Source organism: Micromonospora sp. RTP1Z1, from assembly GCF_033804685.1.
Lineage (GTDB): Bacteria > Actinomycetota > Actinomycetes > Mycobacteriales > Micromonosporaceae > Micromonospora.
In genome coordinates this window covers 1-15892 of the sequence record NZ_JAPFQV010000042.1, presented here as the reverse complement: position 1 = coordinate 15892, position 15892 = coordinate 1, and the positions used below count along the sequence as shown (strand labels likewise).

Sequence of the window (15892 nt, the reverse complement as noted above, 5' to 3'; positions counted from 1 at the left end):
CGAAGGAGGGTTGCGGCTTGGACCTGCCGTTCATCGTCGCCACGCTGACCCGTCGCGGCCTGCTCACTCCCGGCCGCCCGATCCGGGTCGCCTCCCAGCTGGGCGCGCTGCGCACGTGGGGCTGGAGCCTCGCCGGGGAACTGCGCCAGGCCGCCGCCCGCGACCCCGGCCGGACCGCCGTCGTCGACGAGCAGGGCATCGAACTGACCTACCAGGAGCTGCAGGACCGGGCCGAACGGCTGGCCCGGTCGATGCGCGCCGGGCTCGGCGTCCAGGCCGGGGACCGGATCGGGGTGCTCTGCCGCAACCACCACGGGCTGATCGAGGCGGTCGTCGCGGCGATGCTGCTCGGCGCGGACGCCGTGCTGGTCAACACCGGGCTCTCCGCGGCGCAGCTGGCCACCGTCGCGGAGGAGCAGGCACTGCGGGTGCTGGTGCACGACGGCGAGTTCGCCGAGCGGCTCCTCGGCCTCCCCGCCGACGTGCAGCGGGTCGACGAGCACGGCCAGGAGGACCTGATCGCCGGGGCGCTCCCCGGTGACCAGCTCCGGCCGCCGGAGCGGGACGGCCGGACCATCGTGCTCACCTCCGGCACCACCGGGACGCCGAAGGGCGCCCGCCGGCCCACCCCGCACGGCTTCGGGCCGCTGGTCTCCATCATCGACCGGATCCCACTGCACGTCCGCGACACGGTGCTGATCGCCGCGCCGCTCTTCCACACCTGGGGATACGCGGCCCTCCAGGTGGCCTTCGCGCTGCGCTCCACGATCGTGCTGCACCGCCGCTTCGACCCGGCCGCCACGGTGGCCGCGCTGGCCGCCCAGCCGTGCGACGCGCTCTTCGCCGTGCCGGTGATGCTGCAACGGTTGCTGGAGGTACCGCCGCCGAGCCCCCGACCACCGCTGAAGGTGGTCGCGGTCAGCGGCTCGGCCCTGCCCGGCGGGCTGGCCCGGAAGTTCATGGACGTCTACGGGGACGTGCTCTACAACCTGTACGGCTCGACCGAGGTCTCCTGGGCCTCCATCGCCGGCCCGCCCGACCTGCGCGAGGCCCCGACCACCGCCGGCCGCCCGCCGCACGGCACCCGGCTGGAGATCCTGGACGACGCCGGTGAGCCGGTCCGGGACGGGCGGGTCGGGCGGATCTTCGTCGGCAACGAGATGCTCTTCGAGGGGTACACCTCGGGGGCCCGCCGGGAGACCCACGACGGCCTGCTGGACACCGGCGACCTGGGCCGGGTCAACGCCGAGGGCCTGCTCTTCGTCGACGGCCGGGCCGACGACATGATCGTCTCCGGGGGCGAGAACGTCTTCCCCTCCGAGGTGGAGGACCTGCTCGCCCAACTGCCGCAGGTCCGCGAGGCCGCTGTGATCGGGGTACCCGACCCCGAGTACGGCCAGCGCCTCGCCGCGTTCCTCGCCCTGCACCCCGGCGAGACGCTCGACCCGGAGGCGGTCCGCGAGTACGTCCGGCACTACCTGGCCCGTTTCTCCGTGCCGCGGGACGTGATCTTCGTGAAGTACCTGCCGCGCAACGCCACCGGCAAGGTGCTCAGTCGCGAGCTGCGCCGCTACTACGGCTGAGGCGGGACACACGAGGGAGGGACACGTCGGGCGGCCGGTGGTAACTTCTCATCCGCCGCCGATCCCGGCAGGTCCTTGCTCACTCGTTCCAGGAGCTGCTCGATGGTCCGTCTCCGCCGGCGCTGGGCACTCGGTCTCCTCGCCGGCGGCGTCTCCGCCGCAGCGCTCGGCACCACCCCACCGGTCCTCGGCCGTCGCCGCACCGGGACGCTGGTCCGGCGGCAGCCGCCCCCGGTCGAGGTGGAGAACCGCACGGCCGGCACGCCCTGGTGGCCGGAGGACGGCCACCGGGCCGTGGACGACCGGCACCGTCAGATCCAGGGGTACGCCTCGACCACCAGCGTCGCCCCCGGCGAGTCGATCGACTTCCACGTCGCGGTCAACCCGGCCGGCCGGTACCGGATCTCCATCCACCGGCTCGGCTGGTACGACGGCGCGGGCGCCCGTACGGTGCTGACCAGCCCGGAGTTCGACGGCGTGCCGCAGCCGGTGCCGCCCGCCGACCCGGTGACCGGGGCGATCATCTGCCGCTGGCCGGTCTCCTGGACGGTCCGGGTGCCGGACGACTGGGCCTCCGGCCTCTACCAGGCGGTCTTCACCTCGGCGGACGGCTGGCGGGCCTGCACCCCGTTCGTGGTCCGGGACGACCGGCGGGCCGCCACCCTCTGCGTGGTCCTGCCGGTCACCACCTGGCAGGCGTACAACCAGTGGCCGCGGGACCTGCGGGCCGGCAAGAGCCTCTACAACGGCTACGCGGCCACGGGCCGGCGCGATCCCCGGCTCCGGGCGCTGGAGGTCTCCTTCGACCGGCCGTACGCCGAACACGGCATCCCGATCCAGCTCACCCGGGACCACGACGCCATCCAGTGGCTGGAACGCAACGGGTACGACGTCAGCTACGCGACCAGCTTCGACCTCCACTCGGGACGGCTCGACCCGAGCCGGCACCGGGGGATCGTGTTCTGCGGGCACGACGAGTACTGGTCGCGGGAGATGCGCCGGACGGCGGAACGGGCCGTGGCCGGCGGGACCAGCCTCGCCTTCCTCGGCGCCAACAGCATCTACTGGCACGTCCGGGTGCGTCCCGCCGACGACGGCCGGCCCGAGCGGCTGGTGGCCTGCGCCAAGACCACGCCGGACCCCGGCGAGGACGCCGCCGGCCCGACCCTCACCTGGCGCGTCGTCCGCCCGCCCGAGCAGGCGCTGCTGGGAGTGCAGTACAACGGCATCGTCGGCACCCCACAGCCGCTGGTGGTCCGGGCGGCGGACCACTGGTTCTGGGCGGGCTCGGGGGTGGCCGACGGCGACCGGATCCCCGGTCTGGTCGGCGGCGAGGCCGACGGCGTGGCCCTCGACGTGCCCCGGCCGTCCGGGGTGGACGCCACCGTCCTCAGCGCGTCACCCTATCGGCGGCGCGACGGCGGCCACCGGGTGCAGAACACCCACCTGTACGAGACACCACAGGGTGCGCTGGTCTTCGCCTCGGGCACCCTGTGCTGGACGATGGCGCTGAACCGCCAGGGGAACCGGGACGAGCGGATCGAGCGGGCCACCGCCAACCTGCTGGACCGGATCACCGGCCGGGCCGGCAGGTCGGCGGGCCCGGCGGGTCCGGTGGAGGGCCAGGGCTGACAGGTCGGCGGGCGGGGCGGCCCGGTGTACCGGAAAGCCGCCCTGCCGCCGGCCTCAGCCCCGGTCGGTGGCCCGGCCGATCGCCGCCGCCACCCCGCCGACCTGGTCGGCGAGCAGGCCGAGCGCGCCCACCGCCCGGTCCACCGGGTCGTCGGAGGCGCCACCGAGCGCGCTGGCCCGCAGGTGGCCGGCCTTCACCTCGGCCCACCGTCGGGCCTGCTCGGGAGTGAGCCGGCCACGCAGCTCGGCCAGCTTCAGCAGGTTCGCCTCGGCGCCCGCGGCGAGCGTCTGCGCCTCGCCGACGTAATGGTCGTCGACGACCGCCTCCAGCTCCTCGTCGCTGAGCACCGGGACGATCCGCTCGGCCAGTTTGTTCATGTTCCGGTACGACCCCTGGAGCTGGAACGGCGGCTCCGTGCGGGACGCGTCGGACTGCGCCGCCGAGGCGATGTACGCCTGGTTGTTGGCGAGCACGATCTGCTGCACCCGCAGCAGCTTGCGCAGCACCGAGACGATCTGTTCCAACTCCACCGGCGAGTACGGGTGGGAGAGCTGATCGGCCCGCACCGAGTCGTCGCCCCGGGCCATCCGGACCAGCAGTTCGACGTCGCCGCGGTCGCGGCCGGAGAGCGGCGCCAGCACCGGGTTCGAGGTGAGCGCGTTCTCGATGTAGCTCAGCGCGAACACCTCCTCCCGGCCGGACAGCACGTCGCCGAGGTTCCACACGTCGGCCCGGTTGGCCAGCATGTCCGGCACCCGGAACCGCTGCCCCGACTCGGTGTACGGGTTGCCCGCCATGCACACCGCGAACCGCTTGCCCCGCAGGTCGTAGGTGCGGGTCCGGCCCTCCCAGACGCCCTCCATCCGGCGCTGCCCGTCGCAGAGCGAGATGAACTTCTGCAGCAGCTCCGGCGAGGTGTGCTGGATGTCGTCGAGGTAGAGCAGGACGTTGTTGCCCAACTCCAGGGCGAAGGAGATCTTCTCCACCTCCTGCCGGGCGGTCGCGTCGGGCGCGTCCGCCGGGTCGAGCGAGGTCACCCCCGAGCCCAGGGCCGGCCCGTTGACCTTGACGAAGACCAGGCCGAGCCGGCTGGCCACGTACTCCATCAGGGTGGTCTTCCCGTAGCCGGGCGGGGAGATCAGCAGCAGCAGGCCGGACTGGTCGACCCGCTTGGCGTCGCCGGTCGCGCCGAGCTGGCGGGCCAGGTTGTCCCCGATCAACGGCAGGTAGACCTCGTCGAGCAGCCGGTTGCGGACGAACGCGCTCATCACCCGCGGCCGGTACTCCTCCAGCCGCAGCCGGTCCCGCTCGGCGGCCACCAGCGCGTTGCGCCGGCGCTGGTAGTCCCGGTACGCGGGCACCAGCTCGGTGCGGAACCGGCGGGTACGGGCCAGCGTCTCGTCCAGCCGCAGCGTGAGCGCCGAGCCGACGACCCGGGAATGCGCGCCGAGCAGCCCGCCGACGGTCTCCGACATCGTCGCCGCCGCCTCGTGGCGTGGCAGGTCGACGCCGCACAGCTCCACCGCGACCGCCTCCGGCAGGTCGTACCCGGACAGCGTGCCGTCATCGGTCGCGAGGAACGCGGTCAGCCACGCCTCGACCAGCTGGTGGCGGCTGGTCAGGTCGCCGTCGAGGGCCCGCAGGTCGCCGTCGAACTCCCGGGCGGACCGGGACTGCGGGCCGCCGAGGGCGCGGCGGAACCGGTCGAGCATGGCCCGCGCCCCGGCACCGGTGACGAAGCCCGCGGGCGGTCGGGCCAGCTCCTCGAACAGGTACTCCCCGGCCAGGGCGGCCTCCCCGGCCGGCCCGGTCAGCCCGGCGTCGGCCAGGAAGCGGCCGACCTCGGCAGCCAGCTCGGCGTGCAGCCGGTCGATCGCGTCCCCCGCCTCGACCCGGTCGCCGGGCGGCGCGGCACCACTGTCGGGGCGGCCGAAGCGGTCCCGGGCCCGGGCCAGCGAGGTGGCCCGGGCGGTCCAGCCGGCCCGGGCCGGCTCGGCCGTGCCGAACCGCCAGAAGAGCTGCCCGGCGGCCCGGGCGGCCGGCGGGTAGCGGAGCAGGCCCGCCCCGGCGTGCAGGCGCAGCAACGCCCGCAGGATCTCGGTGGCGTCGTGGTCGTGCACGCCGCGCTCGTAGCCCTCGTCGTAGCGGGCCTCGGCGAACCGCCGGACCAGGTCGCGCAGGTCGCCTGCGTCGGCCGCCGCCGCCCGCAGCCCGTCCAGGGTCAGCCCCTCCCGGCCCGCCTCGGCGGCGGTCAGGATCGACGTGGCCAGGTACTCCGCGCGGTACACCTCCGGCGACTCGGAGACCAGCGGCTGGTCCCAGAACCGGCGGGTGCGGACGAACTCCTCGTCCCGGACCGGGGCCCGGTAGTCGGTGCCGGTCACCGCCACCGCCAGCCGTCCGTCGTGCGGCACCACGGTCACGTCGATCGGCTGGGTGTTCACCGCGAACCGGTGCCGACCCAACCGGATCGTCTCGCCGCCGTCCGCGTACAGGTCGAGGCGGTCGCGCAGGCCGCGACCGGCCTCCTGGCGCGCGGCCCGGATCCGGCCGTCCAGCTCCTCGGCCCGGACCTGGTCGCCGAGGGTACGCAGCTCGTCCACGATTGCGCGCAGCTTGCCCACCATCGGGTCCGCCGCGAAGTACGTGTTGATCTCGTCCAGCGAGCCGAGCGTGCCGATCCGGCGCCGCACGCTGACCAGGATGCGCTCCGCCGACGAGACGACCCGGTCGGCCCGCCGGGCCCGCTCGTCGAGCAGCGCCTGCTTGCGGGAGGAGAACGCCTCGTAGATCTCGGTCCGCCGGGTGGCCAGCTCGGCGAGGAAGTCGTCGAACTCCCCGAACCGGGATTCCAGGTCCTCGACCCGCAGCAGCAGCCGGCCGAGCTGCTCGTCGCAGCGCTCGGCGGTGTCCGCCGCCGCCAGCGCCCCGGTCACCGCCTGCCCGAGCAGCGCGAACTCGGCCGCGAAGCCGGCCCGCCCCTCCACCTCCAGCAGCTCCCGGCGGCGGTTGTCCAGCACCGCCCGGGCCCGGTTGACCGCGCCGAGCACCTCGCCGACCCGGGTCAGGATTCCGGTGCGTACGGTCGCGTCGGCGATGTCCAGCCCGCCCACCACGTCAGTGATGGTCTGCAGGCCCTCGGCGCGCCCGGCCAGCTCGTCACGGACCGCCCCGGCCTCGGCCACCGTGCCGATCGCGGCACCCTGCCCGGCCAGCCGGTCCACCTCGGACTGGTAGCCGGTGAACGCGTCGTCCCGGCGCAGGAAGTCCACCGCCCGCCGGCCGGCGGCCGTCAACTCCTCGTCCAGCCGCTCCGCCAGCTCGTCGATCCGCCGGTGGTCGACGTAGCGCAGCTCCCGCAGGGTCTCCAGGTGGCCGCGCGCCTGGCGCAGCCCGGCGAGCTGCCGCACCCAGTCGTCGGCGGTGAGCGGGGCCTCGCCGCGCGCCCGCCGGGCCAGCGAGGCGATCCGCTCCGCGCTCTCGTCCAGCGCGGTCCGCGCCTGGCCGGTGAGGGCGCGGACCTTCTCGTACTCGTCGAGGACCGCGACGGCGGTGCGCCGCAGGTCGGCCAGCGGCGCCAGCAGCTCACCGAGGTCGGCGTCGCCGAGCCAGTGGTAGTGGTCGACGATCCGGGCGCAGGCGGCGATCAGCGCCTCGTAGCCCGTAGTGGTGGCCGCGGCCCCGTCGACCATCCGGGCCACCGACAGGCAGTCGGAGATGCCCCGGACCAGGTCGGCGTTGCCGATCCGCTCCAGCGGGCCGGTGCCCGCCGGCTGGGCCGCCGCGTACGCGTCGGAGACGTACGGCGTCTGCCAGATCTGCATCGGGTGGACCCGGGTCGGCTCGTCGGAGGTCGCCCGGAACACCACCAGCGTGCCGTCGTCGAAGAGCGAGAAGCCGTGGCACAGGATCGGCGCGGCCACCTCCTTGCGGATGGCGTTGTACGGCAGCAGCAGCGAGCGGCCCTCCGCCCGGGCGTGGAAGACGTAGAGGACGTCCTCCCCGTTCGGGGAGCGGACCACCCGCTCGAACTCCAGCCCGGACACGTCGGTGTCGAAGGTGCGGGTGACCCCCGTGGCCAGGTGGTACCCGCCCGCGAAGATGATGCCGTGGTCCTCGGGCAGCCGCTGGCAGGCCGACCCGATGCCGTCGAGCCGGACCACCTCGCGGGTCAACGTGTTGAAGACCAGGTGCCGCCACTCGGTCTCCTTGTACGGCCGGATCCGCAGCAGGATCAGCGGGCCGACCCGCGCCCAGCTCACGTCGGCGTCGGCCAGGCTCTGCAGCGGCTCGTCCACCGGCTCGTCGTAGATGCCCTCGCCGACCTCGGTGTTGTTCTCCAGCTTGACGGTGAGGGTGCCGCCGACCGTCTCGACGAAGACCTCGTTCTGGATCGAGATGTGCGGGTGCCGGCCGAGGACGTGGTCCTCCCGGGTCGTCTCGATCCACTCGAAGTCGTGCGAGGGCGGGAAGACGTGGTCCCGCTCGCCCCGGTTGTCCAGGTACCCGACGCCGCCGTCGGTGTCGAGCCGCCAGCGCAGCACCCGGATGTCGTCGGTCCGCGGGCCGGTCTGGAACACCGCCAGCAGCCGCCCGTCGAGCCGGCGCAGTTGCAGCAGCCGGGTCTGCCGGTAGTAGCGGTACAGCTCCCCGAAGTCGCGCTGGAATGCCGCGTCGCGCAGCAGACCGGGCACCTCGTCGGTCCCGGCCCGGTCGAACCGGAAGGTGTCGCCGGCGACGTCGGTGGCACCGGTGCCGCCGTCGGTGGTGCCGGCGGCGCCGTCCCGCGCGAAGCGGTGCAGCGAGAAGACGTCGTCGACCGTCGTCTCCGGCTTGAGGCCGATGAAGACGTTGTAGCCGAAGAGCATCAGCCCGCCGACCGACACGATGTCCCGGGGCACGCAGTTGTGCTCGGTGCGGATCCGCTCGGTGCTGAGCAGGCACAGCTCGGTGCTGCCGAAGACCTCCAGCCGCCGGGCGTTGAGCCGCTCCGCCCGCCGGGCCAGCTCGGTGGCCTGCCCGGCGAGCCGGTTCCGCAGCACCTCGTAGCTGCCCGCGTCCAGCCCGGCCGGACCGCCATCCACTCCGGTCGGCCCGGCCGCGTCCCCGCCGGTCGGACCGGGCACCGGCTCACTCACCGGCGCGCTGCCGCGGGCCGGCCAGGGCAGCCACCGGGGTCTCGGCCACGCCCAGGCGCTGCGCGGCGTTCAGCAGTTCCTGGAGCTTGCCCTTGTCCGCGCCGCCGGCCCGCATCTGCTGCAACAGGAAGGCGGAGAGGGTCAGGTTCTGCACGTCGCCGCTGTTCACCGCGCCGAGCATCCGGGTCAGGTCCTCGGTGAAGCTGGCCGTGCCGTCCAGCCACGGCTGGGTGAGGCCACGGGCCACATCGGAATGGGCGACGAAGCCGTCCACGCTCTTGCCGAACGAAATCGAGCTGAGCAGCCGGTCGAAGAAGACGCTGTCCCCGCCGACGATGTCGATGTTCGCCTTCTCCAGACCGATCGAGACCAGCTTCGCCTGCGCCTCGGCGACCTGCCGCTGCGTGTCCAGCCCGGCGAGGCGGATCTCCCTCTCCAGCTCCAACCGCAGCCGGTACTCCTCGTGCTGGCGGGTGGCGTCATCCAGCGCGGCCATCGCCGCGGCCTTGTCGGTGAGGCCCTCGGCCTCGCCCTTCAGCTTCTCGCGTATCGCCTCCGCGGCGAGCAGGGCCTTGTCGCGCTCGACGGCGACCTCCGCGCGGCCAACCTTCTCGATCGCCTCGGCGCCCCGTTCGCGGACCTGGACCTCGGCCAGCCCGGCCGCCGCCGCCTCGGCCTGCAGGCCCTCGGCCAGCCGGATCTTGGCCCGGGTGTCCAGCTCGGCCGTCTGCTGCCGGGCCTCCGCGAGGACCAGCTCCTCACGCGCCTTGAACTTGGCCGCCGCCTCGGCCGCCTCCGCCGCCTTGATGTCCTTGACCAGGTGCTCCTGGGCCTCGGCCTCGGCCTGGATGACCACCGCCTGACGGGTCCGCTCGGCCTCCTCGACCACCCGCAGGCGCTTGATGTTCTCCTCCTGCTCGGCGACGGTCTTCTCGACCGCGATCCGCTCCCGGACGACCTCGGCGATGGCCCGCTTCTCCGCCTCGACCTCCTTGTCCTTGGAGATCGTGCTGAGCTCGGTCTCCCGCTGTCGGCCGATGACCTCCAGCATGCGGTCCTTCTCGATCCGCTCGGTCTCGATCGCGATGACCCGCTCCCGGTTCTTCTCGGCGACCGCGATCTCCCTGGACCGGTTCTCGTGCTGGATGCCCAACTGCTCGTCGGTGCGGATGTTGGCCGACTCAGCCCGCAGCCGCTCCTCCGCCCGTACCCGGGTGACCTCGGCCTCCTCGCGGGCCCGCACCGTCTCGATCTCGCGCCGCTGCTTGGCCTCGGCGTCCGCCTGCCGCCGCTCCAGCTCGAGGATCGCCTCGCGGGCGTCGACGTTCTGCCGGGTGATCTCCTTTTCCTCGCTGCGCTGGAACTCGTTGGTCTTAACGTGCTCGATCGCGGTCAGCTCGGTGATCTTCCGGATGCCCTGGGCGTCGAGGATGTTCTTGGCGTCCAGTTGGGACATCGGGGTCTGCTCGAGGAAGTCGATCGCCGCGTCCTCCAGGCTGTACCCGTTGAGGTCGGTGCCGATCACCCGGATGATCTGGTCGCGGAACTCGTCGCGCTTGGTGTAGAGGTCGACGAAGTCGAGCTGCTTGCCGACCGTCTTCAACGCCTCCGAGAACTTGGCATTGAAGAGCTCCTGGAGCGTCTCCCGGTCGCTGGCCCGGGCGGTGCCGATGGCCTGCGCCACCTTGATGACGTCCTCGGTGGTCTTGTTGACCCGGACGAAGAAGGTGATCCGGATGTCGGCGCGGATGTTGTCCCGACAGATCAGACCCTCGTTGCCGGTCCGCTCGATGTCGATGGTCTTCACCGAGATGTCCATGATCTCGGCCTTGTGCAGCACCGGCATGACGACCGCCCCGGTGAACGTGACGTCGACCCGGCGGACCTTGGAGACGATCAACGCCTTGCCCTGTTCCACCTTGCGGAACAGGCGGCTGACCAGGAAGACCACGCCGATGGCGACGAGCAGGAGGACGGCGAGCAGTACGCCGATCCCGGTGGTGAGGACATCCATGGCTGAGCGCGCGGTGCCGGCCCGGTGGTGCGGGCGGACCGGTAGGTGCCGCGCATCCTCCTTTCGATAAGGGTGTGCGGGGCAGCGTGGGACGGACCAGCGGCGGGGTGACCGGGCGGTCGAGGCTGAAAGGTGACCCGCCGTCGCGGCCGAGGGTCACCGACGGCGGTTACATCGGTGCGTGACGCGAAGGATCGGGGTCGAAGGCGATGTCGGCGGGCATGACCCAGAAGAACTCGCCCTCGACGTCGTAGTCGTAGATCAGCGCGGAGCTGCCGGCGCGCAGTGGCTCGGCGCCGGGCTGACGGACCTGGACGATCGCGGAGGAGCCGTCCGCCGCCGTCACCTCCGCCTGCCCGAAGTCGGCGGTCACCCGGCCGGTGCGGATGGTGCAGAGGCTGCCGACGAAGGCGTGCCGGCTGGCCTCCGTACCGGTGGGGAAGAGGCGGCTCAGCGGCACGGCCACCAGCCGGGTCACCAGCCCGGCGCCGAGCAGGGCCACCAGCAGCACCCCCACCGACAGGGCGACCCGGGCGGCGACGCCGAGGCCGAGCCCGTCGAGCAGCACGGTGCCGGCCAGGCTGACGAACCAGGCCACCGCGACGAGCAGGGAGAACACGATCGCGGAGGGCAGCCCGCCCAGCCCCAGGCCGGCCAGGAAGCCACTCGGCGCACCGTCGACGTCGAGGTCGTCGCCGAGGTCCAGCACGCCCGTCAGCACCAGCAGCCAGTAGCCGACGACCACCAGCAGCAGGAAGCTGAACAGCACGGTGGGGAAGCTGAGCGCCGTATCCAGAAACCCGGCCACCGCGAACCCCCTCCCCGTCACCGGCGAGGCCTCACCCCTACCGGCAGGGTTGATCGTGACACGGGGTGTCAACGCCGGACGGCCGCCGAACGGTTGGTTTCGCGGCAGCCCGACCGGCCGGCCCGACCTGCGGAACCGATCGGCCCGGCGGGCAGCGGCGGGGTCAGCCCGGTAGGGCGATCCGACCCGCCACCACGGCGGCGGCGATGTCGGTGCGGTGGTGCGAGCCGGCCAGCTCGATGCCGCGTACCAGGGCGTACGCGGCCTCCCGCGCGGCGGCCAGGTCGGGGCCGGTGGCCGTACCGCAGAGGACCCGGCCGCCGGCGGATAGCAACGCGCCGTCGGAGGCCCGGCGGGCGGTGCCGGCGTGGATGACCCCCGGGCGGTCCGCGCCGGTGATCACGTCGCCGGTACGCGGCGCGGCCGGGTAGCCGTCGGCCGCCACGACCACGGTGACCGCCGCGCCGTCCCGCCAGCCCAGCGGCGGATGCGCGGCCAGCGTGCCGGTGGCTGCGGCGTGCAGCAGCCCGGCGAGCGGCGTCTCCAGCAGCGCCAGCACGACCTGGGTCTCCGGGTCGCCGAACCGGGCGTTGAACTCGATCACCCGCGGCCCGGCGGCGGTGATCGCCAGCCCGACGTAGAGCAGCCCGGCGAAGGGCGTGCCCCGCCGGCGCATCTCCGCCAGCGTCGGGCGCACCACGTCGCGCATCACCTCGTCGACCAGGCCGGGCGGCGCCCAGGGCAGCGGCGCGTACGCCCCCATGCCGCCGGTGTTCGGGCCGGTGTCGCCGTCGCCGGCCCGCTTGAAGTCCTGCGCGGGCAGCAGCGGCAGCGCCGCCTCGCCGTCGGTGACCACGAAGAGCGAGACCTCGGGGCCGGCGAGGTACTCCTCGATCACCACCCGGCCGCACTCCCCGGCGTGCTGGAGCGCCACGGCCCGGTCCTCGGTGACGACGACGCCCTTGCCGGCGGCCAGGCCGTCGTTCTTCACCACGTACGGCGGGCCGAACTCGTCCAGCGCCCGGCCGGTGCTCTCGGCGTCGGCGCAGGTGAAGGCGCTGGCGGTGGGCACACCGGCGGCGAGCATGACGTCCTTCGCGAACGCCTTGGAGCCTTCCAGCCGGGCCGCCTCCGCCGACGGACCGAACACGGCGATGCCCTTGGCGCGTACCGCGTCCGCGACCCCGGCCACCAGCGGCGCCTCCGGCCCGATCACCACCAGATCGGCCCCGATCTCCACCGCGAGCCCCGCGACGCCCGCCGGATCGGTCGCGTCGACCGATCGCAGCTCCGCCACCCCGGCAATCCCCGGATTACCAGGAGCCGCGATCAGCGCCTCGACGGAAGGATCGCCGGCCAACCCGAGCGCGAGCGCATGCTCCCGCCCGCCACCACCCACAAGAAGAACCCGCACGACCCCGCATCCTACTGACCCCACCCGCACCCCCGTTGATCAAGGAGTTTGCATCTCATTTCTGGTCTCCGAAGGACCAGAACTCCTTGATCAACGCGGGGCCCGGGTGGGGTGGGGGTCAGGGGAGGAGGGGGTGACGGACCACGTTTTCTTCGCGGCCGGGGCCTACGCCGACAACGCTGACGCGGGTGCCGGTGAGTTCTTCGATGCGGGCGATGTAGCGTCTCGCGTTCTCCGGGAGCTCTTCCTCGGTTCTGGCCTTGGTGATGTCTTCCCACCAGCCGTCGAGCTCTTCGTAGACGGGCTTGGCGTGGTGGAATTCGGTCTGCGTCATCGGCATGTCGTCGACGCGCTCGCCGTTGATCTCGTACCCGACGCAGATCGGCACCTTGGGCAGGCCGGTGAGCACGTCCAGCTTGGTGACCACCAGGTCGGTGACGCCGTTGAGGCGGGACGCGTACCGGGCGACGACGGCGTCGAACCAGCCGCAGCGGCGCTCCCGGCCGGTGGTGGTGCCGTACTCGTGGCCGACCTTGCGCAGGTGCTGACCGTTGTCGTCGAAGAGCTCGGTCGGGAACGGGCCGGCGCCCACCCGGGTGGTGTACGCCTTGCTGACCGCGATCACCCTGGTGATCGCCGTCGGCGGGATGCCGGCGCCCACGCACGCCCCGCCGGCCGTCGGGTTCGACGAGGTGACGAAGGGGTACGTGCCGTGGTCCATGTCGAGCATGGTGGCCTGGGCGCCCTCGAGCAGCACGGTCTCGCCGCGGTCCAGCGCGTCCCAGAGCATCACCCGGGTCTCCGCGATGTACGGCTTGAGCCGCTCGGCGTACTCCAGGTACTCCTCGATCGTCGCGTCGAGGTCGATCGCCTTACGGTTGTAGACCTTGAACAGCAGCTGGTTCTTCTCGCGCAGCGCCAGCTCCAGCTTCTTGCGCAGGATGCCCGGGTCGAGCAGGTCCTGCAGCCGGATGCCCATCCGGGCGACCTTGTCGCCGTACGCGGGACCGATGCCGCGGCCGGTGGTGCCGATCCGGGAGGAGCCGAGGTAGCGCTCGACCACCCGGTCCAGCGCCCGGTGGTGCGGCATGATCAGGTGCGCGTCGCCGGAGATGCGCAGCCGGGAGACGTCCACGCCCCGCTCGGCGAGCCCGTCGATCTCCTCCAGCAGCACCTTCGGGTCGACCACGACGCCGTTGCCGATGATGATCATGGCGCTGGGCGAGAGCGCGCCCGACGGCATCAGGTGCAACGCGTACCGCTGGCCGTCCGGGGTGATCACCGTGTGCCCGGCGTTGTTGCCGCCGGAGTAGCGCACCACGTAGTCGACCCGCTCACCCAGCAGGTCGGTAACCTTGCCCTTGCCCTCGTCGCCCCACTGAGCGCCGAGAAGCACGATCGCTGGCATCTTTTCCGCCTCCAGAAGGCTCGGGTGCCAGGTGGCGACCGGTTGGCGAGCCCGGGGTGTCAGGCTAACAAGTAGTGACGGCGCGGCTGGCAGGGGTCGCGGCGAGAGGCAGGAGGCTCGGCCGGTGTACGACGTGGTGCTGCTCACCCTCGGCTCGGAGCGGGACGCTCCCGGTGGGGGCTGCGGCAGCGGTGGAGCCTGCTGCGGCGGTGCCGCCGAGGCCGCCGGGGAGAAGGCCGAGGAGCGCTGCGAGACGCCGCGCGTACCCGTGCTGGCCTGCGCGGACGCGCTGACCGCCCGGGGTGCCCGGGTGGAGATGGTGACCGCCCGCTCGGACGCGGAGATCGACGAGGTGCTGGCCCGGCTCGACGGCCCGCCGCGCTCCGACGGCCTGACCTGGCCGGACCCGGATGCCAAGACCCGGCTCGTGGTCGCCACGGCCAGTGACGGACAGTTGCGCGCCGTCGTGCGCCGGCTGGTCCGGCGGTACGCCCCGCCGCCCAGTCGCCGCCCCGCCGACCTGCCTGCGAACCGGACCGTGCCGGACCTGCCGACGGTCGGCGTACTCCCGCTGGACCCGGCCCGGAGCGGGACGCACCGCGACCTGGTCGCGCAGCTCGGGCTGCCGCGCGACCCGGCGGCGGTGGCCGCCGCGGTGGTCGACGGCAGCGCCCGCCGGCTCGACCTGCTCCGCACCGACGGCGGCTCGGTGACCCTGGACGGCGCGCTGCTCGGCGCGGCCGACGACGCGGGCCGGCCGCTGCACTGGCGGGCCCGGGTCGAGGTGGACGACGTCGTCCTCTCCGACGGCGACGAGCCGATCATGGCCTGCGCGGTCGGTAACGCCGGCGGGTACGCCCGCCTCGACGAGGTGGCGCTGCTGGCCGACCCGGACCCGACCGACGGCCGGGTCGAGGTGGCGGTTGCCGTGCCCGTGGTGACCCGGTCGGCGTTGGGCCGGAAGCGGGTACGGCTGGAGGTGCGCCGGGCCCGGGGCCGGGCCGTGGCGGTCGTCCCGCGCGACGGGAAGGTGCCCTTCCTCGACGACGGCGTCGAGGGCGAGCTGAGCCGGAAGCGATCCTGGTGGATTGAGCCGGGCGCCTGGGCGGTCTGGGCGGTCTGACCCCCGTCGATCCGTGGGCGGGCCCCCGGGAAACCCGGACGGCCTATCCTCGGCGGGAGGAATGGGGAGGAACCGTGGTGCACGAGAACGCCGACCGGGCCCACGTGCCGGGCCAACAGCCGGTGCCCGAGCGGGACATCGAACCGCTCTGGCCGCCGGACCCGACGGAGCCGGTCGCCGCCCAGCCGTGGGCGGTGCCGACCCAGCCGGCCGCACCCGCCTGGCCCACCCCACCGCCGGCTCCCGCTCCGGGGCCGGCCGCCGGTGCAGGCGCGCCCGCCGGCTGGGCGATGACCACGCGGCCCGGCGCGGGCACCTGGCCACCGGTGCCGGCCGCGGCGCCGCGACCGCCGGCCGACCAGGGCGACGCGGGTGACGCCGGTGCCACGGCCGACGGCGGGGCACCCGGGCCACGGGCCGCGCAGCCGGCCGTCGACCTGGACCTGCCGTTCACCCTCGACCAGCCCACTGCCACCGGACCGGGCGGCCCGACCGCCGCCGGCCCCTACGCCAGTGCGTCGCCGTGGGAGCAGCCGCCGCAGCGGCTGACCAACGCATCGACCGAGCCGGCAGCCGACGGCACCGGCCCGGCGCAGACCGCGCCGGCCCCGGACGCCGGAACGAACACCGCCCCTCCGTCGGCCGGTCCGCCGCCCCCGACGGCACCGGTCGCCGACGAAGCGCCCGGGCCGCCCCGGCTCGGGCCGTTCCCGCCCGCGCCGGGCGTACCGGTCCACCGCGCCGACCAGCGGCCGCCGATGCCCGGCCCGG

8 protein-coding genes and 1 pseudogene are annotated in these 15892 nt (G+C 73.7%); 4 read left to right on the top strand and 5 right to left on the bottom strand.

The window, feature by feature from the left end:
• Nucleotides 1–17: 17 nt before the first annotated feature.
• On the top strand, nucleotides 18–1583 hold the full coding sequence (locus SLP03_RS20545) for an AMP-binding protein (protein ID WP_319462240.1): 1566 nt from the start codon (nucleotides 18–20) through the stop codon (nucleotides 1581–1583).
• Nucleotides 1584–1685: 102 nt separating this feature from the next.
• Nucleotides 1686–3215 (top strand): N,N-dimethylformamidase beta subunit family domain-containing protein, encoded by a 1530-nt coding sequence (locus SLP03_RS20540; protein WP_319462239.1) that lies wholly within the window; start codon nucleotides 1686–1688, stop codon nucleotides 3213–3215.
• A 54-nt stretch (nucleotides 3216–3269) separates the two neighbouring features.
• On the opposite strand, the gene SLP03_RS20535 is transcribed toward SLP03_RS20540, so the two are convergent.
• The 5 genes from SLP03_RS20535 to SLP03_RS20515 all read right to left on the bottom strand — a co-directional run bounded on the left by SLP03_RS20535 (nucleotide 3270) and on the right by SLP03_RS20515 (nucleotide 13998).
• The gene (locus SLP03_RS20535) at nucleotides 3270–8354 is read right to left on the bottom strand and encodes a DNA repair ATPase (RefSeq protein WP_319462238.1); all 5085 of its coding nucleotides are present in this window, start codon (nucleotides 8352–8354) and stop codon (nucleotides 3270–3272) included.
• A complete protein-coding gene (locus SLP03_RS20530) occupies nucleotides 8347–10368 on the bottom strand; it encodes a flotillin family protein (protein ID WP_319462237.1) in 2022 nt (673 codons plus the stop codon). The genes SLP03_RS20535 and SLP03_RS20530 overlap by 8 nt, the downstream gene beginning before the upstream one ends.
• 169 nt (nucleotides 10369–10537) lie before the next feature.
• Nucleotides 10538–11176 (bottom strand): hypothetical protein, encoded by a 639-nt coding sequence (locus SLP03_RS20525; protein WP_319462236.1) that lies wholly within the window; start codon nucleotides 11174–11176, stop codon nucleotides 10538–10540.
• A 163-nt stretch (nucleotides 11177–11339) separates the two neighbouring features.
• Nucleotides 11340–12590, bottom strand: coding sequence for a phosphoribosylamine--glycine ligase (purD, locus tag SLP03_RS20520; RefSeq protein WP_319462235.1), 1251 nt, complete (start codon nucleotides 12588–12590; stop codon nucleotides 11340–11342).
• A 118-nt stretch (nucleotides 12591–12708) separates the two neighbouring features.
• A complete protein-coding gene (locus SLP03_RS20515; protein WP_319462234.1) occupies nucleotides 12709–13998 on the bottom strand; it encodes an adenylosuccinate synthase in 1290 nt (429 codons plus the stop codon).
• A gap of 124 nt (nucleotides 13999–14122) precedes the next feature.
• On the opposite strand from SLP03_RS20515, the gene SLP03_RS20510 reads away from it, so the two are divergent.
• Together SLP03_RS20510 and SLP03_RS20505 are read left to right on the top strand one after the other, a co-directional pair.
• Nucleotides 14123–15121 carry a hypothetical protein gene (locus SLP03_RS20510; RefSeq protein WP_319462233.1) on the top strand — a complete coding sequence of 333 codons (999 nt, stop codon included), beginning with the start codon at nucleotides 14123–14125 and terminating at the stop codon, nucleotides 15119–15121.
• A gap of 74 nt (nucleotides 15122–15195) precedes the next feature.
• A pseudogene (locus tag SLP03_RS20505) lies at nucleotides 15196–15892 on the top strand (hypothetical protein); the annotation flags it as partial.

Bases quoted from the DNA above. Each gene is read 5' to 3' on its own strand.
- SLP03_RS20540 (WP_319462239.1), top strand. From the start codon at position 1,686: ATGGTCCGTCTCCGCCGGCGCTGGGCACTCGGTCTCCTCGCCGGCGGC.
- SLP03_RS20530 (WP_319462237.1), bottom strand. From the start codon at position 10,368: ATGGATGTCCTCACCACCGGGATCGGCGTACTGCTCGCCGTCCTCCTG.
- SLP03_RS20515 (WP_319462234.1), bottom strand. From the start codon at position 13,998: ATGCCAGCGATCGTGCTTCTCGGCGCTCAGTGGGGCGACGAGGGCAAG.